This window comes from Streptomyces shenzhenensis (genome assembly GCF_003688995.1).
Taxonomy (GTDB): domain Bacteria; phylum Actinomycetota; class Actinomycetes; order Streptomycetales; family Streptomycetaceae; genus Streptomyces; species Streptomyces shenzhenensis_A.
This window is the reverse complement of the sequence record NZ_PENI01000018.1, coordinates 170,536-189,986: the sequence shown is the minus strand read 5'-3', so window position 1 is coordinate 189,986 and position 19,451 is coordinate 170,536. Positions and strand designations below refer to the sequence as shown.

Below are 19,451 nucleotides of genomic sequence, written 5' to 3'. Positions count from 1 at the left end.
CGGACTCGCTGGGTGCGGCGGTGGGTGCGTCGCGTGCGGCGGTGGACGCGGGTTGGTATCCGCACACTCATCAGGTGGGTCAGACGGGTAAGTCGGTCTCGCCGCAGTTGTACATCGCGTCGGGTATTTCGGGTGCGATTCAGCATCGGGCGGGGATGCAGACGTCGAAGACGATCGTGGCGGTCAACAAGGACCCGGAGGCCCCGATCTTCGATCTGGTCGACTACGGCGTCGTCGGTGACCTCTTCGACGTCGTCCCGCAGCTCACCGAGGAGATCAAGGCCCGCAAGGGCTGACCCCCACCGAGGCCGTACGAGGCCCCCGTGACCGGCAGCGGTCACGGGGGCCTCGGTTCGTCCCGGGGCCGTCACCCCAGGGTCAGGGACGCCTGCACCGGCAGATGATCGCTCGGGAACTGGCCGTCGGCCGAGAAGGTGTTGACCGACGCCCGTCGCGTGCCGACCCCTGGCGTGGCCAGGATCCAGTCGATGCGGTCGCCGTCCGGCGTCAGCGGCCGGTAGCCGTGGAAGGTGGCGTACAGCGGGCCGCGTGCCTCCGCCGCGTCCCACGTGTCCACCAGGCCCGCGCCCAGCAGCGTGTCGTAGACCGTGCTCCGGTGGGCGGCGACATTGAAGTCGCCGGTCACGACGAGCGGCAGCGCGCGGTCGAAGCCGTGCACGCGCTCGGCGATCAGGGCGGCGGACCGCTCGCGCGCGTACTGACTCGCATGGTCGAAGTGCGTGTTGAGGACGTAGAACTCCCGGCCCCCGGAGCGCCGGTCCCGGAAGCGGACCCAGGTGACCATCCGGGCGAAGGCCGCGCCCCAGGTGTTCGAGCCGATCACGTCCGGGGTGTCGGAGAGCCAGAAGTGGTCGTACTCGACCGGGGTGAGGCGCTGGGTGTCGTAGAAGACCGCCATGGACTCGTCGCGGCTGCCGTGCAGGCGGCCGGCGCCGATCCAGTCGTAACGCGGCCCGAGATCCGCGTCGATGTCCAGCAGTTGTGGGAAGAGGCCCTCCTGGGTGCCGATGACATGCGGGGCCGCACGGCGCAGCAGGGTGCGCATCACCGGCCTGCGGACGGTCCAGCTGTTCGGCTCGGTGCTGCTCGCGTAGCGCAGGTTGAAGGACATGACCTCCAGTCGGCGGCTCGGGTCCGGCTCCGCCGAGGCGGCCGGGACGGACAGTGCTGTACTGGAGAGGGGCACGGTGACCGCCGCGGACAGGGCGGCCTTGAGACCCAGACGGCGCGTGACTCGGCTGTGGTTCGGCACAGGGGGCTCCTTCGCTGGGAACGGCCGGACGAGTCGGTGGGTACGAACGCGTGATACCGCCTTACGGGGTGGGCGTGAACATGACGACATGGCCGAGTGGCCGCCCGCGGACAGGGTGTTGACCATCCGGAATCCCCACGGATAGCTTCGTTCTGCGAATTGTTGATTCCGCAGAGCGGAAAATGGAGGTGGCGGATGGGCCAGGGCCGACAGGAGAAGGTCGCGACGAGCCTCGCGGGTGCCGTCAGCGAGGAGATCAGCGCCTCCCTCGCCCCGGTCGACGCCGAGCTGGAACGTCACTATCCGGGAGACCCCGGCACCCGCCGGCCCGTCCACACGGTCTACGTCCCCGGCGACGCGTTCGCTGCCGACACCGTCCGCTCCTGGGGCGACCGGGCCCTCGCGGCGCTCGACGAACACGCCCCCGACGCGGCCTCCTTCGGCGCCGTCCTCGGCCTCGGCGACGAACTCGCCGGCCCCGTCCACGACCGCGTACGCGCCAAGCTGGAGCGCGAGCCCGTCGAGGACCTGCGGGTCGACTTCGAGGACGGCTACGGACCGCGCCCGGACGCCGAGGAGGACGAGGCGGCCGCCCGCGCGGCCCGGCTGATCGCCGAGGCGTACGCGCACGGCACGGCGGCGCCGTACATGGGCATCCGCATGAAGTGCCTGGAGGCAGCGGTGCGCGAGCGGGGCATCCGGACCCTCGACGTCTTTCTGACCGGCCTCATGGAGGCCGGGGGACTGCCGCAGGGGCTGGTCCTCACGCTGCCCAAGGTGACCTACGCCGAGCAGGTCACCGCCATGGTGCGGCTGCTGGAGGCCTTCGAGAAGGCGTGGGGCCTCGCACCCGGCCGGCTCGGCTTCGAGATCCAGATCGAGACCAGCCAGGCCATCCTCGCCGGTGACGGCACCGCGACGGTCGCCCGGATGATCCGGGCCGCCGAGGGCCGGGCCACCGGACTGCACTACGGCACCTTCGACTACAGCGCCGGCCTCGGCGTCTCCGCCGCCCACCAGGCCGGTGACCATCCGGCCGCCGACCACGCCAAGGCGGTCATGCAGGTCGCCGCGGCGGGCACCGGCGTCCGCGTGTCGGACGGCTCCACGAACGTGCTGCCGGTCGGCCCGACCGAGCGGGTCCACGCCGCCTGGCGGCTGCACTACGGCCTCACCCGGCGTGCCCTGGCCCGCGCCTACTACCAGGGCTGGGACATGCATCCCGGCCACCTCCCCACCCGCTACGCCGCCGTGTTCGCCTTCTACCGCGAGGGTTTCGAACAGGCGGCGACGCGGCTGGCCCGGTACGCCGACCGGGCCGGCGGCGACAGCGGCATCATCGACGAGCCCGCCACCGCCAAGGCGCTCAGCGGATATCTGCTGAGCGGCCTGGACTGCGGAGCCCTGGACCTCGACGAGGTACACCACCTAACCGGCCTGACCCGCCCGGACCTGAACCACTTCACCACACCAACCCCACGACCCCGGCCATCGGACGGTCATGCCTGACAAAAGGCGCCCCGAAGGGAGCGCGGGGAACGGCGCGATCGGCCACGACGGCGGTGCGGTCGGCCGTTGACCGTTGTCTCGGGCGGGTCGGGTGAGATCCGCCGTGGTTGGGCGGCGCCCCGAAGGGGGCGCGGGGAACTGCGCGATCGGCCACGACGATGGCGCAGCCGACCGACGGCGTGACGGCGGTCGGCCGTCGTTTGGGGCGGGTCGGGCGAGGCCAGCTGTTGTTGGTCGGTGCCCCGGAGGGGAACGCGGGGAACGGCGCGATCGGCCGCGACGGCGGTGCGGTCGGCCGTTGACCGTTGTCTCGGGCGGGTCGGGTGAGATCCGCCGTGGTTAGGCGGCGCCCCGCAGGGGGGGCGCGGGGAACTGCGCGATCAGCCACGACGATGGCGCAGCCGACCGACGGCGTGACGGCGGTCGGCCGTCGTTTGGGGCGGGTCGGGCGAGGCCCGCTGTTGTTGGTCGGTGCCCCGGAGGGGGGCGCGGGGAACGGCGCGATCAGCCACGATGGCGGCGCAGCCGACCGACGACGCGTCACGGCCCTTCCCGCGGAGCGCTGGGCCCGCCCCCGGGACGGTCACCGCTCAGCCGGCCGGAGGCAACTCGCCCGAGCCGCGGGTGATCAGCCGGGTCGGCAGCTCGATGCGCTCCGGAGCGACAAGGCTGCCGTCCAGCTGCCGGAAGAGACGCTCGGCGGCGGTGCGGCCGAGGGCCGCCGCATCCTGGGCGACGACCGTGACACCCGGCCGCAGCAGATCGGCGAGTTCGATGTCGTCGAAACCGACCAGGGCGACGGGCCGGGAGTGCTCCGCCAGCACCCGGATCACGGTCACCGTCACCCGGTTGTTGCCAGTGAAGACCGCGGTGACGGGGGACGCCGCGGCGAGCATCTCCTCGGCCGCCCGGCGCACCCGCTCCGGGTCGGTCGCCCCCAGGGACATCCAGCCGTCCTCGACGGGTATCCCGGCGTTCTCCATGGCCGCCCGGTAGCCGCGCAGCCGCTCCGACGCGGTGTGGATGCCGGGCATGTCGCCGATGAAGCCGATCCTGCGGTGGCCGTGGGCGATCAGATGGGCCACACCGTCGCGGGCGCCGCCGAAGTTGTCGGACAGGACGACATCGGCGTCGATCTTCCCGGCCGGGCGGTCCACGAACACCGTCGCGACGCCCGCCCTGATCTCCGGCTCCAGATAGCGGTGGTCGTCCCCGGCGGGAATGATCACCAGCCCGTCCACCCGCCGGGCACACAGGGCCAGCGCCAGTTCCTGCTCGCGCTCCGGATCCTCCGCGCTGGAGCCGTTGATCAGCAGGGCGCCATGGGCGCGGGCCACCTCCTCGACGGCACGGCTGAGCGGACCGTAGAACGGGTCGGCGAGGTCCTCCAGGACCAGACCGATGCTCGCGGTCCGGCCCTTGCGCAGCACGCGCGCACTGTCGTTGCGGCGGAAGCCGAGCGCGTCGATGGCCTCCTGGACGCGGCGCTCGGTGTCCGGGGTGACCCCCGGCTCGCCGTTGACCACGCGGGAGACCGTCTTGAGCCCGACACCGGCGCGCGCTGCCACGTCCTTCATCGTGGGACGGTTGCCGTAGCGGGATCCGGAGAGTCGGTCGGCGCGGCGGGTGGTCTCTGGCACGATGCTGCGTCCTGTCCTGTCGTCCACGGGGGTGCGTAAGTGAATGGATCGGTGTGGTGTGAGGATATGGCGTCGAGCATAGAGCCTGGACAACGTTGTCAGATGCGGGAGACACTGTCCACCGCAATCACCGGCCCGCGCCCCCACCGCGAGACCGGGCTGCGTCTCGCTCTTGGTTTTCTCATGGTTGACGGGGAGATTCGACTCTGATGCACACCGACTTCGTGGCTGCGCTCGACATCGGCGGTACCAAGATCGCCGGCGCGCTGGTGGACGGCCACGGGCGGATCCAGGTCCGCGCCCAGCGCTCGACGCCCGCACAGCAGGACGGCGAGACCGTCATGCGGGCCGTGGCGGAGGTGCTCGGCGAACTCGCCGGATCTCCCCTGTGGGGACGCGCGAGCTCCGTCGGTATCGGCAGCGCCGGCCCGGTGGACGCCTCCGCGGGCACCGTGAGCCCGGTGAACGTGCCGGGCTGGCGCGGGTTCCCGCTGGTCGAGCGGGTGCGGGCGGCGACAGGCGGCCTGCCCGTCGAGCTGATCGGCGACGGCGTGGCGATCACGGCCGCCGAGCACTGGCAGGGCGCCGCCCGCGGCCATGACAACGCGCTGTGCATGGTGGTCTCCACCGGCGTCGGCGGGGGTCTCGTCCTGGGCGGCCAACTGCACCCGGGACCCACGGGCAACGCGGGCCACATCGGCCACATCAGTGTCGACCTCGACGGCGATCCCTGCCCGTGCGGCTCCCGTGGCTGCGTCGAGCGGATCGCCAGCGGCCCCAACATCGCCCGGCGCGCCCTTCAGGGCGGCTGGCGGCCCGGCCCCGACGGGGACGCCTCGGCGGTGGCGGTCGCGGCGGCCGCCCGCGCCGGTGACCCCGTCGCGGTGGCCTCCTTCGAGCGTGCCGCGCAGGCGCTGGCCGCCGCCATCGCGGCCACCGCGACCCTCGTGGAGATCGACATCGCGGTGATCGGCGGCGGCGTGGGCAAGGCGGGCGACATCCTCTTCGCGCCGCTGCGCAAGGCCCTCGGCGACTACGCGACCCTCTCCTTCGTGCGGCGGCTGACGGTGACGCCCGCCCAGATGGGCACGGACGCCGGCCTGGTGGGTGCCGCCGCGGCCGCGCTGGCGAGGCGGCCGGGCGCGACCGCGGCGGGGGTCTGACACCGGTCCGCGGTGTCTGCGGGAACGTTCACGCGCGGGCCGTGCGGCTCAGCAGCCGATCCGCGCGTCGGCCCAGTCCGCGTGGTCCGAGTCGATGCCGTCGCCGCCGTCGGTGACGACCAGCCGGACCACCTGGGCGCCGGTCACGTCCGCGGTCAGCGGCCGGGCCGGCATCGCGTTGGTGAGGACCTCGGTGGCGGCGGCCTTCGTGCCGTCGGCCCAGACCTCGAAGGCGACGGTGCCGTTCGCGCCCTTCTCGTCGTCCACCCCGACGTCCGCGGTGACCGTCTCGCAGGCCCCGCCCGTGTAGTAGTCGACGGAACTCTCCGCGTGAACGCCGAGCCCCTTGGCGTACACCACGCCGCCCAGCGTGAGGGGGTTGCCGTCGCCGGCCGCGCTCTCGCCGTTGCTGGTGTCGCGCTCCGCCGGACCCCAGCCGTTGGTGGCGGACAGCCACGGCAGATCGCCGAGGTACGACGTCCCGGACGGGGGCGGCACCACGACGGACACCGTCAGCGGCAGCGCGGTGTCGACGCGGGTTCCCGAGGGCGAGCGGTAGCGGGCCCGCAGCGTCAGGTCGTACGGTCCCGTCGGCGTGCCGGGCGGCGCGGTGACGCGCCAGCCGGTGCGCAGGGACCGGCCCGTCGCCAGCGATGCCGTCCCGGTGGCCGACGTCGGGGTGACGGTCCAGCCCTCGGGGCCGGTCAGTGCCACGGACACCTGCCGGGCCGGGGCGCGGCCGAGGTCGGTGACCGAGGTCGTCAGCGCGGCCGGGGTGCCCGCCTCGACGTACGGGCTGCCGTCCAGGCCGAGTTCGACCGCCGGCGGGAGCGCGGCCCAGCGGGGGTCGGCCTGGACCCGGACCAGGACCGTGCCATGGGCGGGGACGGTCGCCGAGACGGTGCCGGCGGTGTGGTAGCCGCGGTGCTGCCACAGGTCGCGCAGGGTGTAGCCGGGGGCGTCCGGGAGGCCCACGGCCCGTGCGGTCGTCGTGATGCGCTGGGCGGTGCCGGACTCGTTGAACAGGGCCACCGCGCGGCTGCCGTCCCGCATCTCCTTGGCGACGACCCAGCGTCCGCCCTCGGACGAGACGACCGTGCCCTGCCTGCCCAGCGGGTCCTGGTCGACGGCGATGACCTCCTTGTTGCCCAGGATGCCGAAGGTCGCAGGGGACGCCGTGCGCAGGTCGGTGCCGATGAGGAGCGGCGCCGCCATGATCGACCACATCGAGAAGTGTGTGCGGTACTCGGTGTCGGTCATGCCGCCGTTGCCGACCTCCAGCATGTCGGGGTCGTTCCAGTGGCCGGGTCCTGCGTACGGCGCGAGGGGCAGGTTCTGCTTCAGGATCGACAGCATCGAGCCCCAGCTGTCGCTGATGTCCCCGGTCGTCCGCCACAGCTGGCCGAGGTCCGCGGCCCATTCCCAGGGCTTGTTCTCGCCCCATTCGCAGATGCTGTAGACGATGGGCCGCCCGGTGGCCCGCAAGGCGTCCCGCATGGTCGTGTAGCGGAGCCGGGCGTCCACGCCCTGGTTATTGCAGTTGTCGTACTTGAGGTAGTCCACGCCCCAGTCGGCGAACTGCTGGGCGTCGCCGTACTCGTGGCCGAGCGCGCCCGGGAACCCGGCGCTGTTGCAGGTCTTCGTGCCGGCGCTGGTGTAGATGCCGAGCTTGAGGCCCTTGGCGTGGACGTAGTCGGCCACGGCCTTGATCCCGCCGGGGAAGCGGACCGGATCGGGGACCAGCCGGCCGTTCGCGTCCCGGCTCGGCAGGGCCCAGCAGTCGTCGAGGTTGACGTACTGGTACCCGGCGTCCTTGAGGCCCTTCGCCACGAAGAGGTCGGCGATGCCCTTGACCATCTCCTCGTCGAAGTCGGCGCGGCAGTGGGTGGAGTTCCAGTTGTTGAAGCCCATCGGCGGGGTGAGGGCGAGTCCGTCGGCCGGGGCGGACGCGACGGGTGCCTCGGCGGGGGCCGCCGTGGCGGGGACGGCGAGGCCGGCCGCGCACAGCAGACCGGCGGTGAGCGCTCCGACCGCTCTTCGGCGGGTTGTGCGGGTGTGAGGGTGACGCATCGTTACGTTCCTCCTCCTCGCGAAAGGCGGCAATGACGCCATGTACGTGTCATCGATGGGCGTTCACGGTAGAACCTGTCGGACTGTGGTGGAAGGGGAGCGGTGACGCGCGTCCGACAACGCGTCATATCCCTTGATCCACGGGCAATTCGGCGAAGGGGAGCGGCGCCGGACGTTCGGTTGTGTGGGGCGGCTCCCCGAAGGGGCGCGGGGAACTGCGACGAGGAGGACGGGGCGCCCCCGCGCCGGAGCGCGGTGGACCTGGACGGGGGAACCGCGGTGATCCGCGTGACCCCTGGCCGTCCGCGTAGTTGATCCGGGCATGAAGAAGCGCAGCATGCTCGCCATCGCCTCCCTCGCCACCGGTTTCGTCGTGGCGGCGATCACCCCGTCCCACGGCGCCGAGAAGGACGCCCTCGGCGATCTGAACGTCTCGGACACGCTCGGCACCGTCGACCACCTCGTCAGCCAGGACAGCCTCGGCTCCGCCGACCACCTCCCGGCGCAGGAGTAGCCCGGACCCCGCCCGCTGTCTCTGCCGGGGGCCGGTGTGCCGCGAAGGCGCACCGGCCCCCGTGGCGCGGCCCCTCAGCTGCGGCTGGTTTTCGTGGCAGTGTGGAGCGGGCAAGCCTCTGGGGGCCAACAGAAGAGGGGGAACCGTGATCGTCTGGATCAACGGTGCGTTCGGTGCGGGGAAGACCACCACCGCACGGGAACTGATCGACCTGGTCCCGAACAGCACGCTCTTCGACCCCGAGGTCATCGGCGGAGCGCTCACGCACCTGCTGCCGCCCAAACGCCTCGCCGAGGTCGGCGACTTCCAGGATCTGCCGATCTGGCGCCGGCTGGTCATCGACACGGCGGCCGCCATGCTGGCCGAACTCGGCGGGACCCTCGTGGTCCCCATGACCCTGCTGCGCCAGGAGTACCGGGACGAGATCTTCGGCGGCCTCGCCGCCCGCCGGATCGCCGTGCACCATCTGCTGCTCGCCCCGGCCGAAACGATCCTGCGCGCCCGGATAGCCGGGCGGGAGGTCCCGCCCGACCTGCCCGACGGCGAGCTGCGGGTGCGCCAGTGGGCGTACGACCACATCGAGCCGTACCGCGCGGCCCTCGCCTCCTGGCTCACCGCCGACGCCCACCCCGTCGATACCAGCGCGCTCACCCCGTACGAGACGGCGGTCCGGATCGCCGAGGCCGTCGCCGACGGCACCGTCGCCCCCTGTGACATCGTGCAGACCCCGGAACCCGCTGCGGAGACCCTCGCGGCCGGGGTGCTGCTCTTCGACGAGCGGGACCGCGTCCTGCTGGTCGACCCCACGTACAAGCCCGGCTGGGAGTTCCCCGGAGGTGTCGTCGAACCCGGCGAGGCGCCCGCCCGGGCCGGCATGCGCGAGGTCGCCGAGGAGACCGGGATACGGCTGGGGGAGGTGCCGCGGCTGCTCGTCGTGGACTGGGAACCGCCCGCGCCGCCCGGCTACGGCGGGCTGCGCCTGCTGTTCGACGGCGGCCGTCTCGCGTCCGCCGAGGCCGGCTCCCTGCTGCTGCCCGGACCCGAACTGCGCGCCTGTCGCTTCGTCACCGAGCAGGAGGCCGCCGCGCTGCTGCCGCCCGTGCGCTACGAGCGGCTGCGATGGGCGCTGCGGGCGCGCGAGCGGGGTGCCGCGCTGTACCTGGAGGCCGGCGTCCCCCTCGGCTGACCTCACGCGCCGGCATCGGCGGCCGGGCGGGACACCCGCCGCGCCCCAACGCCCGGTTCGCTGCCGCTGAGCAGCGCCATGACGGTGGCGTGGGCGGCGAGGCGCGCGGAACAGGACATGCTCCGATGGTCACCGCCGCACGCCATGTCGGTCCGCCGCTTCGCGCAGGACCGCCGACGCGCGCGCCGTGACCGGATCGCCGTGACCGAGGCAGGCCACCTCCGCGTCCAGGCCCGCGACCCTCGGCGCGGCGAACTCGCCCGCCCCGCCCGTGTGGTCCTCGTGGAAGTGGGTCAGCACGATCCGCCGTACGGACGGCGGGGCCCGTCCGAGTGCGGTGAGCGCGTCGGCGATCGTCCCGGCGTCGACGAGCGTTGCCGTGTCGCTGTCGGACCAGAGGTAGGCCTGGCCGACCGGGAAGCGCAGCAGGTGGAGGCGCGGGGGCAGCGCCATGACGTCCAAGCGCCGACCGCAGGGAGGGCCCCCGCCCGGGGGCGAGGACCCTCTGTCGTCGGCAGAGCGGTTCAGCCCGCGGCGTAGTTGCGCAGGAACAGCGCCTCCGCCACCGACAGCCGCTCCAACTCCTCGGGCGAGACGCTCTCGTTCACGGCGTGGATCTGCGCCTCCGGCTCGCTCAGGCCGATGAGCAGGATCTCCGCCTGCGGGTACAGCCGCGCGAGGGTGTTGCACAGCGGGATCGAGCCGCCCTGACCGGCGTACTGCATCGTCTCGTCCGGGTAGGCCACCGCCATGGCGTCGGCCATCGCGCGGTACGCCGGACTGCCGGTGTCGGCGCGGAACGGCTGGCCCTGCCCGATCTGTTCGGTGTGCACCCGGGCGCCCCACGGCGTGTGCGCCTCCAGGTGGGCCTGGAGCAGCTTGCTCGCCTCGGTCGCGTCGACGCCCGGCGGCACCCGCAGGCTGACCAGCGCGCGGGCGCTCGCCTGCACGGACGGGGTGGCGCCCACGACCGGCGGGCAGTCGATGCCGAGGACCGTGACGGCAGGACGGGCCCAGACGCGGTCGGCGACGCTGCCCTCGCCGATCAGCCCGACGCCGTCCAGCACCTTGGCGTCCGCGCGGAACTGCTCCTCGGCGTACGCGAGGCCCGTCCAGCGGCCCTCGGCGGCCAGCCCGTCGACCGTGGTGGAACCGTCCTCGGCGCGCAGCGAGTCCAGGACGCGGATCAGCGCGGCCAGCGCGTCGGGGGCGACGCCGCCGAACTGCCCGGAGTGCAGATTGCCCGCCAGCGTGTCCACCTGCACCCGCACCAGGGTCATGCCGCGCAGCGTGGTGGTGACGGTCGGCAGGCCGACGCGGAAGTTGCCGGTGTCGCCGATGACAATGGCGTCCGCCGCCAGCAGACCGGGGTGCTGCTCGGCGTACCGCTCAAGGCCGCCGGTGCCCTGCTCCTCGGAGCCCTCGGCTATGACCTTGACGGTCACCGGGACGCCGCCGTTCGCCCGCAGCCCGCGCAGCGCCAGCAGGTGCATGATCACGCCGCCCTTGCAGTCGGCCGCGCCGCGCCCGTACCAGCGTCCGTCGCGCTCGGTCAGCTCGAACGGCGGAGTGGCCCAGGCGGTCTCGTCCAGCGGCGGCTGCACATCGTAGTGGGCATACAGCAGAACCGTTTTCGCGCCCTCCGGTCCGGGCAGGCAGCCGTACACCGACTGGGTGCCGTCCGGTGTGTCGAGCAGGGCCACGTCCTGGAAGCCCTCGGCGCGCAGCGCGTCGGCGACCCAGGCCGCCGCGCCCTCGCTCTCGCTCTTCGGGAACTGGTCGAAGTCCGCCACCGATCTGAAGGCCACCAGCTCGGCGAGTTCCGCCTGCGCCCTCGGCAGCAGCGAGGCGACGGTCTCGGCGACCGGATTCGACGACATGGGCACGCTCCTCGTAGGTGCGACGTTGTAGCGGTGAGTACACCGATCCTCCCACAGTGGCCTGCGGCGACGTCCGCCGTAGGATGCGGGGGGACATAGGGTCTTTCCTGGTCGGGCGCGGTCGCGCGGCCGGGAAGCGCCAGCGGCAGCGGCTTGATCGGAGCAGTAGACCATCGTGAGCGGCGAGAACTCTTCGGCGGACGACGTACAGCAGGTGTGGGACGTCGTCGTGGTGGGCGCGGGACCCGCGGGGGCCTCCGCCGCCTACGCGGCGGCGGTCACGGGACGGCGCGTGCTGTTGCTGGAGAAGGCCGAGCTGCCCCGCTACAAGACGTGCGGCGGCGGCATCATCGGCCCCTCGCGCGACGCGCTCCCGCCCGGCTTCGAACTCCCCTTCAAGGACCGGGTGCACGCCGTCACGTTCTCGAACAACGGGCGCTTCACCCGCACCCGCCGCTCCAAGCAGATGCTGTTCGGCCTGATCAACCGGCCGGAGTTCGACCAGCAGTTGGTCGAGCACGCGCAGAAGGCGGGCGCCGAACTGCGCACCGGCGCCACGGTGTCCAGGGTGGAGCAGCACGGCTCCGCGGTGCCGGACCGGCGCACGGTCGCCGTGGTGCTCCAGGGCGGCGAGACCGTCCTCGCCCGCGCCGTGGTGGGCGCCGACGGCAGCGCCAGCCGTATAGGAGCGCATGTCGGCGTGAAGATGGAGCAGGTCGACCTCGGCCTTGAGGCGGAGATCCCGGTGCCGGACACGGTCGCCGAGGACTGGAAGGGGCGGGTCCTCATCGACTGGGGTCCGATGCCCGGCAGTTACGGCTGGGTGTTCCCCAAGGGCGACACGCTCACGGTCGGCGTGATCTCGGCGCGCGGCGAAGGCGCCGCCACCAAGCGGTACTTGGAGGACTTCGTCGCCCGGCTCGGGCTGTCCGGCTTCGAACCCGCCGTCTCCTCGGGGCACTTGACCCGCTGTCGCGCCGAGGACTCCCCGCTGTCCCGCGGCCGGGTCCTCGTCTGCGGCGACGCGGCCGGGCTGCTGGAGCCGTGGACCCGCGAGGGCATCTCGTTCGCGCTGCGCTCGGGCCGGCTCGCGGGGGAGTGGGCGGTGCGGATCGCCGAGGCGAACGACGCGGTGGACACCCGGCGCCAGGCCCTGAACTACGCGTTCGCGATCAAGGCCGGGCTCGGCGTGGAGATGAGCGTCGGCCGGCGGATGCTCACCGTGTTCGAGCGCAGGCCCGGCCTGTTCCACGCGGCCCTCACCGGTTTCCGTCCCGCCTGGAACGCCTTTCGGGACATCACCCGGGGGTCCACGACCCTGGGCGAACTGGTCCGCAACCACCCCATGGCCCAGCGCGCCCTGACCGCGCTGGACCGGCGGCCCGCCCCCGCGGCCGAGACGGCGGCGGACGACCCGGTCACTTCGTGAGGGTGATCCGGAAGACCGGGTGGTTCGGCGCGATGCGGCGCAGCTCGGCCTCGGGCGAGTCGGGGCCGACACCGCCGAAGAAGACGCCCACCTCGGCCTTCCAGCGTTTGAGGTAGGCGCGCAGCAGCGGAACCTTGTCGTCGTCGGCGATCTCGGTCGCCGTGAAGACGTCCACGTGCTGTCCCAGGCGCAGCTCGCCCCCGCCGGCCGCCCGCATGTTGTGCGTCCACTGGACGTGGCCGCGCGGGGCGAGCAGATACTGCTGTCCGTCCACGGTCAGCAGGTTCACGGGGGTGGTCCGCCACGCACCGCTCTTGCGGCCGCGTACCGCCAGGACCCGCGAGCCCCACACGCTGATGCCGCGGCGGGTCAGCCAGGACACCGCGCGGTTCATGACATTGACGGTGAACCAGCCGGGCTTCTGGACGTGTGTGGTCATGGCTACTTCCTCCTGGAAGCGATGTTCTCGCGGCGGGACGCAGGCCGAGCGACGTCGTGTGAGCAGTGCTCTCCCTCGACATCAGTGTGCGGCAGATCGACGCTCCACGGCAAGAGCGGTGCTCTCTTTTCGGTTCGCCGCTCTCTTTTGTGTGCAGTGCTCTGACTTCGTGGCACACTGCTGCGTATGACGACCGCACAGGGCGCCCGCGCGCGGGCCAGGAGGGAAGTCACCGCGGCGATCAAGGACGAGGCCCGCAGACGGCTCGCCGCGGAGGGGACCGGGAAGCTGTCGCTGCGGGCCGTGGCCCGCGAACTCGGCATGGTCTCCTCCGCGGTGTACCGCTACTTCCCGAGCCGCGACGACCTGCTGACCGCGCTGATCATCGACGCGTACGACTCCATCGGTGAGTGCGCGGAGCGGGCACGCGACGACACGGCCGCCGACGCCGGGCCCGTGGCCCGCTGGGTCGCGGTGTGCATGGCCGTGCGCGGCTGGGCGCTCGCCCATCCGCACGAGTACGCGCTGATCTACGGCTCGCCGGTGCCGGGTTACGCGGCTCCCCGGACGACCGTCCCGCCCGCCTCCCGGGTCGGCGTCGTCCTCATCGGCTTCATCCGGGACGCCCACCGGGGCCCCGGTCTCGTCGGCCTCGGTCTCCCCGCCGAGCTGCGTCCCGAGGGCGAGCGGCTGGCCGCCGACCTCGCGCCCGACCTGCCGCCCGAGGCGGCCGTGGCGCTCGTCGCGGCCTGGGCACAGCTCTTCGGGCTGGTCAGCTTCGAGCTGTTCGGCCAGTTCAACCGGCTCGTGGAGGACCGCGAGACGTTCTTCGGACACGCCGCGACCGGACTGGCGCACTCGGTGGGGCTGCGGTAGGCGCACGGCGGGCCACGGGGTCTGCGCAGCGGCCCGGGGCGGCCCGGACGTACTTCCCCGGGAGTACGCGTGATCACCTCGCCCGGCTGACGCCCGCCCCCGTGTGCTGCGTCTAGCGTGGCCGTCATGGAGGAGCAGTGGGCGCGTGCGCACGGCCCGGCGCAGTGGTGGCGGTACGGGCCACCGTGGTGGCAGCGGCCGGACGGCGCCGAGCCGCCGGCCGGCCGCCGGCCGTGGCGCTCCACCGTGCTGCTCACCGCCTTCGTCCTGATCGGCTCGAACTTCGCCGCGCACGGCCAGCCGGGCCGGGTGCCGCTGGACACCTACGCGCGCGTACTCCTCCTGGTCGCCTCGGGGCTGCTGCTGTGGCGGCATCGCCACCCGGTGACCGTCGTCTTCGGCACGGCCGCGGCCACCCTGGTCTACCTGGGCGCGGGCTACCCGTACGGGCCGGTCTTCCTGACCGTCGCCGTCAGCTGCGTCACCGCGGTCGTCGCCGGGCACCGCAGGGCCGCCTGGACGTCCGTCGGGCTGCTGTGGGCCGGGCACGTGCTGATCGCGCTCTGGCTCTACCGCCGGCTGCCGCCCCCGGGCGACACGGGCGGCAGCATCGGCCAGGAGATCGTGATCGCCACCTGGGTCCTGGCCATCGGCGCGCTGTCCGAACTGGCCCGGGTGCGGCGCGAACAGTGGATGCGGGAGCGGGCCGACCGCGCACAGGCGGCCCGGCGGCGCGCGGACGAGGAGCGGCTGCGGATCGCCCGGGAACTGCATGACGTCCTCGCGCACAGCATCTCCGTCATCAACGTCCAGGCGGGCATGGGGCTCGCGCTGCTGGACAGCGACCCCGAGCAGGCCCGCGCCGCCCTCACCACCATCAAGTCCGCCAGCAAGGAGGCGCTCGGCGAGGTGCGGCAGGTGCTCGACACGCTGCGCGCCCCGGGCGCCGCGCCGCGCGCCCCCGCGCCGGGCCTGGACCGGCTGCCGGAACTGCTGGAGCAGGCGGCGGGCGCGGGGCTCACCGTCGAGGTCGAGGGCGCGGCGCCGCGGCTCGCGCCGGGCGCAGATCTGGCCGCGTTCCGCATCGTCCAGGAGGCCCTCACCAACGTGGTGCGGCACTCGGGTTCACGGCACGCGCGCGTGCGGTTCGACCACGAAGCCGGCTCGCTGCGGCTGCGCGTCGACGACGACGGGCCCGCGACCGGTGCCGACGCCGGCGGCAGCGGCAACGGGCTGGCCGGCATGCGCGAGCGGGCCGCCGCCCTGGGTGGCACGATCGAGGCGGGCCCGCGCCCCGACGGCGGCTTCCGGGTGCTCGCCGTACTGCCGTTGCACACCGGGGCCGAGGAGGACGACCGGTGATCCGGGTACTGCTCGCCGACGACCAGTCCCTGGTGCGGGCCGGCTTCCGGGCGCTGCTCGACGCGCAGCCGGACATCGAGGTGGCCGGCGAGGCCGCCGACGGCGCCGAGGCGCTGGCCGCGGTGCGCGAACTGCGCCCGGACGTCGTCCTGATGGACATCCGCATGCCACGGCTCGACGGGCTGGCCGCCACCCGCCGCATCACCGGGGAGCCGGAGCTGCGGGACGTCAAGGTGGTCATGCTCACCACCTTCGAACTCGACGAGTACGTCTTCGAGGCGATCCGCTCCGGCGCCTCCGGCTTCCTGGTCAAGGACACCGAGCCGGACGAACTGGTGCGCGCCGTACGGGCGGTGGTCGAGGGCGACGCACTGCTGTCGCCGGGGGTGACCCGCCGCCTCATCGCCGAGTTCGCGGCCCGTTCCAAGCAGCCCGCTGCCGCCGCCGAGCTGGCCCGGCTCACCGAGCGGGAACGGGAGGTGATGGCCCTGGTCGGGATCGGCCTGTCGAACGAGGAGATCGCCCGTCGCCTGGTGGTCAGCCCGCTCACCGCGAAGACCCATGTGAGCCGGACGATGGTCAAGCTGGGTGCCCGCGACCGCGCCCAACTGGTCGTTCTCGCCTATGAGTCGGGCCTGGTGCGCCCGGGCTGGCTCGGCTGAGCCAGCCACATGTTTGCGCATTGAATGCACGCACATTTAATGTGGCCGAAACAATGTCGCCTCTCTGCTACCGTGCGTTCATGGTGGGGAAGAAGGCCGAGCAGGCGCTTGTGGACCAATGGCGGGACATCCTGGCACTGCACGCGCGTACCCAGTGCGAACTCGACCGCGCGCTCCACCAACACGGCCTGTGCGCCAGCGACTTCGAGGTGCTGGACCTGCTGTCCCAGGCCGCCGGTGCGAACCACGGCTGCTCGCTGCGCGTCCAGGAGATCTCCGAACGGATCCACCTCAGCCAGAGCGCGCTGTCCCGGCTGATCGCCCGTCTGGAACGGGACGGGCTCGTCGAGCGCGCCATGTGCGCGGAGGACCGGCGGGGCGTGCGCGTGGCGCTCACGGCGAAGGGACGCGTGCTGCACGGGCAGGTGCTGCCGCTGCAGCGCGCGGTGCTGACCCGGATGCTGGCGGGCTGACCGGCCCGCCGTCAGATCGCGGACGTCTCCTGCCACAGCGCGGCCAGCGCCGCGTCCCCGGTGACGCTCGGCACCTCCGCCCGGTTCCACAGCGCGAGGTACAACCGGTCGGCGGGACCGGCCAGTTCGGCATCCGCCCGCCCTGACGCGTCCCGCACGGTCACCGGCGGCAGATCCGACAGCCGTACGCTCCACACCGCGCCGCCGGCGGCGTCCGCCCCCACGGCCCGCACCCGCAGCAGCCGCGGCGCGTCGGTGCGGACCCGGCTCCTGGAGCGGGCGTGGAAGCCGCACAGCAACTCGTCGATGCCGTCGACCGCGAACTCCGGCGCGACCGGGGACGCGGGACCGCCGCGCGCCGCCTCGGCGTCGTACCGGTGCACGGTCGTCTCATGGGCCTGCCGGCGCGCCCAGAAGGCCAGCGGCGACGGGGACGGCACCGGAAGGAACGTCCAGCACGCCACGTCGGGCGGTGCGGCGGCCAGCGTGTCCACGAGCCGGCGGTGGCTGTCGCGGTACCAGGCCACCAGGGCGCCGCCGTCCAGGTCGGGCAGGTCCCCGAGCGGGCGCGGTCCGGCATGCGCGTCGGCGACGAACCCCGCCGCCCACCGGTGCACGGCTCCCGTGTGCCGCAGCAGATCGCGCACGCGCCAGTTCGAGCAGGTCGGCACCTCGGCGCCGGTCCCCGCCGCCTCGGCCGCCGCGGCCAGCAGCCGGCCCTCCCGGTCCAGGATCCGAACGAACTCCGCAGTCTCCATGGAGCGAGTGTGCCGGACCGGGGCGGCGCGGGTCCGGCGGGGGCAGGGGTTTCGATGGGGTGCCCGGTGGTCGTCAGTGCCGTGATGTGCTCGCCGCGCGGTCGGGCAGCCGGACGTCCGTACGGGGGCGGGGCGGTGCCGGGCGGCGGGGTTCGGCGGGGGCGCCGGACTCGATGTCGGCGACCAGCCGGGCCAGCGTGGCACGGCCGTACGGCGCCGGCAGTTGCCCCTCCACGGCCTCGAGAGCCCGCCGGGCCCGCCGCAGGGCCGGGCCGCGATGCCCGCACCGGTGGTCGACGACGGCACGGGCGCAGCGGGCGAGCAGGGCCGCCCAGGCGTCGTCGCGGATGCCGGGGTGGGTCAGCGCGCGGCGGGCGCTGTGCCGCGCCGCGTCGGGGTCGAAACCGGCCTGCACCAGCGCGAGGACGGCCCGGCTCACGGCCGGTGACGGGCCCGCCGGGGCGTGGTCCGGGACGGTGTCCGCGGCGAACCGGAAATGCTCGGCGGCCTCCCGGGCATCGCCCTGGGCCAGGGCCAGGACGCCCTGGACATGTGCGATACGGCCGATGGCGGCGTCGTCCCCGGCCAGCACGGCGGCGGGCCACGCCCGGTCCAGCAGGGCGCGTGCCGTGCGCGGGTCGTGGTGCGCGGCGAGCCACGCGGCCAGCCACTGCGCGCGCACCACCGACGGGCCGTCCGGCGCGCAGTGCGGCAGCAGGCGCAGCAGATAGCCGAGGCCCTCCTCGGCCCGGTCGTACACCGCCCACCAGAACCACAGGTCGACCACCATCTTCAGGGCGGCCTGGGCGTGTTCGGGCCGGGCGAGGGCACAGCGCACCGTGTCCGTCAGCTCGTCCCGCTCGTCGAGCACGAGGTGCACCGCCTGCCGCTGGCCGCCCGCGCTCCACAGGTGCTCCGCGACCGCGGCCACCCGGCGGCCATGGGCCACCCGCCGCTCGGCGGCCATCGGGAACTCGCCGGACTCGCGCAGCTGTTCGGCGCCGAACTCCCGGGCGGCGCGCGCCATCCGGTAGCGCGGCCGGCGCGGCCCGCTCCGATCGCCCACCGGCTCCAGCACCCCCAGCGCCGCCAGCCGCGCGAGCGCGCCCGGCACCCGGTGCTCCGCCACGGTGTCGCCGGCACACACGAACACCGCGGTCGACTCGGCGAAGGAGCCGGCGAAGGCGCTGGCCCGCGCCCACACCGTGCGCAGTTCGGCCGCGCACAGCCGGTACCGGGCGCGGGCCAGCCGGTCCTGCCGGCGGGCGAGCAGCGACGCGACCTGGGCCACCGGGCGGTCGGCGAGCTGCCCGGCGGCCCGTTCGATGGCTCGGGGGTGGCCCTCCAGCAGCCGGCACACCTCGCGCACCGCCCGCAGCTCGGCGCCCCGCGGGGCGAACGCCCGGGTCCGCGCCCGCGCCAGGAACAGCTCCACCGCCGGTGCCGCGCCGTCGCCGCCGGCCGGCTCCTCCAGCGCCAACCCGCGCAGCCGCAGCACCTGTTCGTGCCCGAGGCCCAGCGGCCGGTGGGACGTCACCAGGATCCGCAGGTCCGGTACGGCCATCAGCAGCCGTTGCGCCAGGCCCGTGCACTCCGCGCGGACGGGGTCGGCGTCGTCGAGGAACAGCAGGATCCGGGTGTCCCGCAGCGCACGCACCGCCCCGACGACATCCGGGTCCGCCGCGTCCGGGGCGGCTCCCGGCCCGGTGAGCGTCCGCACCACCGACGCGGCGAGCGCACCGGGCGGGCACGTCCCGCCGTCCGTGCCGCGCACCCGGACGATCCGCCGCCACGGCCCGTCGGCCGTTGCCGTCGTGACCGCGCGGGCCAGCCGGCTCTTGCCCACCCCCGCCCGTCCCGTCACGCTCACCATCCGGTGCGCGGCCAGCAGCTCCCGCAGCTCCCGCGCCTCCCGCTCCCGGCCGACCAGGTCGTGATCCTCCTCCGCGCGGGCCACAGACGGAACCCAGGAGCCGCCGACACCTGTCCACATGTACGTAACACCCCATGCCGTACTTCGCGCTTCACGGAAACCGACGGACCGCGCGGCGGTCGCGATCAGCGAACGGTCGCTGTCGCGCTGCCCCGGCACCCCCAACGCGTCACCTGTATGCCGGGTGGCGCCGTCGGGTGCCGAATCACACCCGTCAACGACCGGTCGAACCCGTGTCCGCCCCGTCCCTCCGGGGAATGGCGGCCGGTGCTACGTATGCCCGG

The 19,451-nt window shown here is 73.7% G+C and carries 18 protein-coding genes and 1 pseudogene; 11 read left to right on the top strand and 8 right to left on the bottom strand.

Going from position 1 to position 19,451, the window contains the following annotated elements; genetic code table 11:
• A partial coding sequence (locus CTZ28_RS26540; protein ID WP_147481203.1) for an electron transfer flavoprotein subunit alpha/FixB family protein occupies window positions 1-296 on the top strand: 296 nt, incomplete at its 5' end.
• 71 nt (window positions 297-367) lie between these two features.
• Here CTZ28_RS26540 and CTZ28_RS26535 read toward each other — a convergent pair.
• Window positions 368-1,273 (bottom strand): endonuclease/exonuclease/phosphatase family protein, encoded by a 906-nt coding sequence (locus tag CTZ28_RS26535; protein WP_121892212.1) that lies wholly within the window; start codon window positions 1,271-1,273, stop codon window positions 368-370.
• A gap of 195 nt (window positions 1,274-1,468) precedes the next feature.
• On the opposite strand from CTZ28_RS26535, the gene CTZ28_RS26530 reads away from it, so the two are divergent.
• Window positions 1,469-2,782 carry a DUF6986 family protein gene (locus CTZ28_RS26530; protein ID WP_121892211.1) on the top strand — a complete coding sequence of 438 codons (1,314 nt, stop codon included), beginning with the start codon at window positions 1,469-1,471 and terminating at the stop codon, window positions 2,780-2,782.
• A 590-nt stretch (window positions 2,783-3,372) separates the two neighbouring features.
• Here CTZ28_RS26530 and CTZ28_RS26525 read toward each other — a convergent pair.
• Complete coding sequence (locus CTZ28_RS26525) at window positions 3,373-4,422, bottom strand: LacI family DNA-binding transcriptional regulator (RefSeq protein WP_121892210.1); 1,050 nt, start codon at window positions 4,420-4,422, stop codon at window positions 3,373-3,375.
• A gap of 209 nt (window positions 4,423-4,631) precedes the next feature.
• Between CTZ28_RS26525 and CTZ28_RS26520 the strand changes: the two genes are divergently transcribed.
• Entirely contained in the window at window positions 4,632-5,585 is a 954-nt protein-coding gene (locus tag CTZ28_RS26520) for an ROK family protein (RefSeq protein WP_121892209.1), read from the top strand.
• Between the two features lie 48 nt (window positions 5,586-5,633).
• On the opposite strand, the gene CTZ28_RS26515 is transcribed toward CTZ28_RS26520, so the two are convergent.
• Window positions 5,634-7,655 carry an NPCBM/NEW2 domain-containing protein gene (locus CTZ28_RS26515; RefSeq protein WP_121892208.1) on the bottom strand — a complete coding sequence of 674 codons (2,022 nt, stop codon included), beginning with the start codon at window positions 7,653-7,655 and terminating at the stop codon, window positions 5,634-5,636.
• A 102-nt stretch (window positions 7,656-7,757) separates the two neighbouring features.
• Here CTZ28_RS26515 and CTZ28_RS49655 point away from each other — a divergent pair, with 102 nt between their 5' ends.
• From CTZ28_RS49655 to CTZ28_RS26505, 3 genes are all read left to right on the top strand, one after another.
• Window positions 7,758-7,970: a DUF6191 domain-containing protein gene (locus tag CTZ28_RS49655; RefSeq protein WP_398656758.1), complete on the top strand. Its 213-nt coding sequence runs from the start codon at window positions 7,758-7,760 to the stop codon at window positions 7,968-7,970.
• 7 nt (window positions 7,971-7,977) lie between these two features.
• Window positions 7,978-8,169, top strand: coding sequence for a hypothetical protein (locus tag CTZ28_RS26510; RefSeq protein ID WP_121892207.1), 192 nt, complete (start codon window positions 7,978-7,980; stop codon window positions 8,167-8,169).
• Window positions 8,170-8,314: 145 nt separating this feature from the next.
• Complete coding sequence (locus CTZ28_RS26505; protein ID WP_121892206.1) at window positions 8,315-9,355, top strand: NUDIX hydrolase; 1,041 nt, start codon at window positions 8,315-8,317, stop codon at window positions 9,353-9,355.
• Between the two features lie 246 nt (window positions 9,356-9,601).
• Here the strand turns inward: CTZ28_RS26505 and CTZ28_RS48640 are convergent.
• Both CTZ28_RS48640 and CTZ28_RS26495 read right to left on the bottom strand, forming a co-directional pair.
• Window positions 9,602-9,817, bottom strand: a pseudogene (locus CTZ28_RS48640) (MBL fold metallo-hydrolase); the annotation flags it as partial.
• Between the two features lie 62 nt (window positions 9,818-9,879).
• Window positions 9,880-11,235, bottom strand: a complete 1,356-nt coding sequence (locus tag CTZ28_RS26495) for a dipeptidase (protein ID WP_121892204.1) — start codon at window positions 11,233-11,235, stop codon at window positions 9,880-9,882.
• Between the two features lie 175 nt (window positions 11,236-11,410).
• Between CTZ28_RS26495 and CTZ28_RS26490 the strand changes: the two genes are divergently transcribed.
• The gene (locus CTZ28_RS26490) at window positions 11,411-12,664 is read left to right on the top strand and encodes a geranylgeranyl reductase family protein (RefSeq protein ID WP_121892203.1); all 1,254 of its coding nucleotides are present in this window, start codon (window positions 11,411-11,413) and stop codon (window positions 12,662-12,664) included.
• Here the strand turns inward: CTZ28_RS26490 and CTZ28_RS26485 are convergent.
• On the bottom strand, window positions 12,654-13,103 hold the full coding sequence (locus tag CTZ28_RS26485) for a nitroreductase family deazaflavin-dependent oxidoreductase (protein ID WP_121892202.1): 450 nt from the start codon (window positions 13,101-13,103) through the stop codon (window positions 12,654-12,656). The two genes, CTZ28_RS26490 and CTZ28_RS26485, sit on opposite strands and share 11 nt — an antisense overlap.
• A 186-nt stretch (window positions 13,104-13,289) precedes the next feature.
• Here CTZ28_RS26485 and CTZ28_RS26480 point away from each other — a divergent pair, with 186 nt between their 5' ends.
• From CTZ28_RS26480 to CTZ28_RS26465, 4 genes are all read left to right on the top strand, one after another.
• Window positions 13,290-13,979, top strand: a complete 690-nt coding sequence (locus CTZ28_RS26480) for a TetR/AcrR family transcriptional regulator (protein WP_121892201.1) — start codon at window positions 13,290-13,292, stop codon at window positions 13,977-13,979.
• Between the two features lie 126 nt (window positions 13,980-14,105).
• The gene (locus CTZ28_RS26475) at window positions 14,106-15,341 is read left to right on the top strand and encodes a sensor histidine kinase (protein ID WP_121892229.1); all 1,236 of its coding nucleotides are present in this window, start codon (window positions 14,106-14,108) and stop codon (window positions 15,339-15,341) included.
• Entirely contained in the window at window positions 15,338-16,003 is a 666-nt protein-coding gene (locus CTZ28_RS26470; RefSeq protein WP_121892200.1) for a response regulator transcription factor, read from the top strand. The genes CTZ28_RS26475 and CTZ28_RS26470 overlap by 4 nt, the downstream gene beginning before the upstream one ends.
• Window positions 16,004-16,083: 80 nt before the next feature.
• A complete protein-coding gene (locus CTZ28_RS26465) occupies window positions 16,084-16,476 on the top strand; it encodes a MarR family winged helix-turn-helix transcriptional regulator (protein ID WP_121892228.1) in 393 nt (130 codons plus the stop codon).
• Between the two features lie 11 nt (window positions 16,477-16,487).
• On the opposite strand, the gene CTZ28_RS26460 is transcribed toward CTZ28_RS26465, so the two are convergent.
• Window positions 16,488-17,234 (bottom strand): maleylpyruvate isomerase family mycothiol-dependent enzyme, encoded by a 747-nt coding sequence (locus tag CTZ28_RS26460; protein ID WP_121892199.1) that lies wholly within the window; start codon window positions 17,232-17,234, stop codon window positions 16,488-16,490.
• A gap of 73 nt (window positions 17,235-17,307) precedes the next feature.
• Window positions 17,308-19,191, bottom strand: a complete 1,884-nt coding sequence (locus CTZ28_RS26455) for an ATP-binding protein (protein WP_121892198.1) — start codon at window positions 19,189-19,191, stop codon at window positions 17,308-17,310.
• Between the last annotated feature and the right edge of the window lie 260 nt (window positions 19,192-19,451).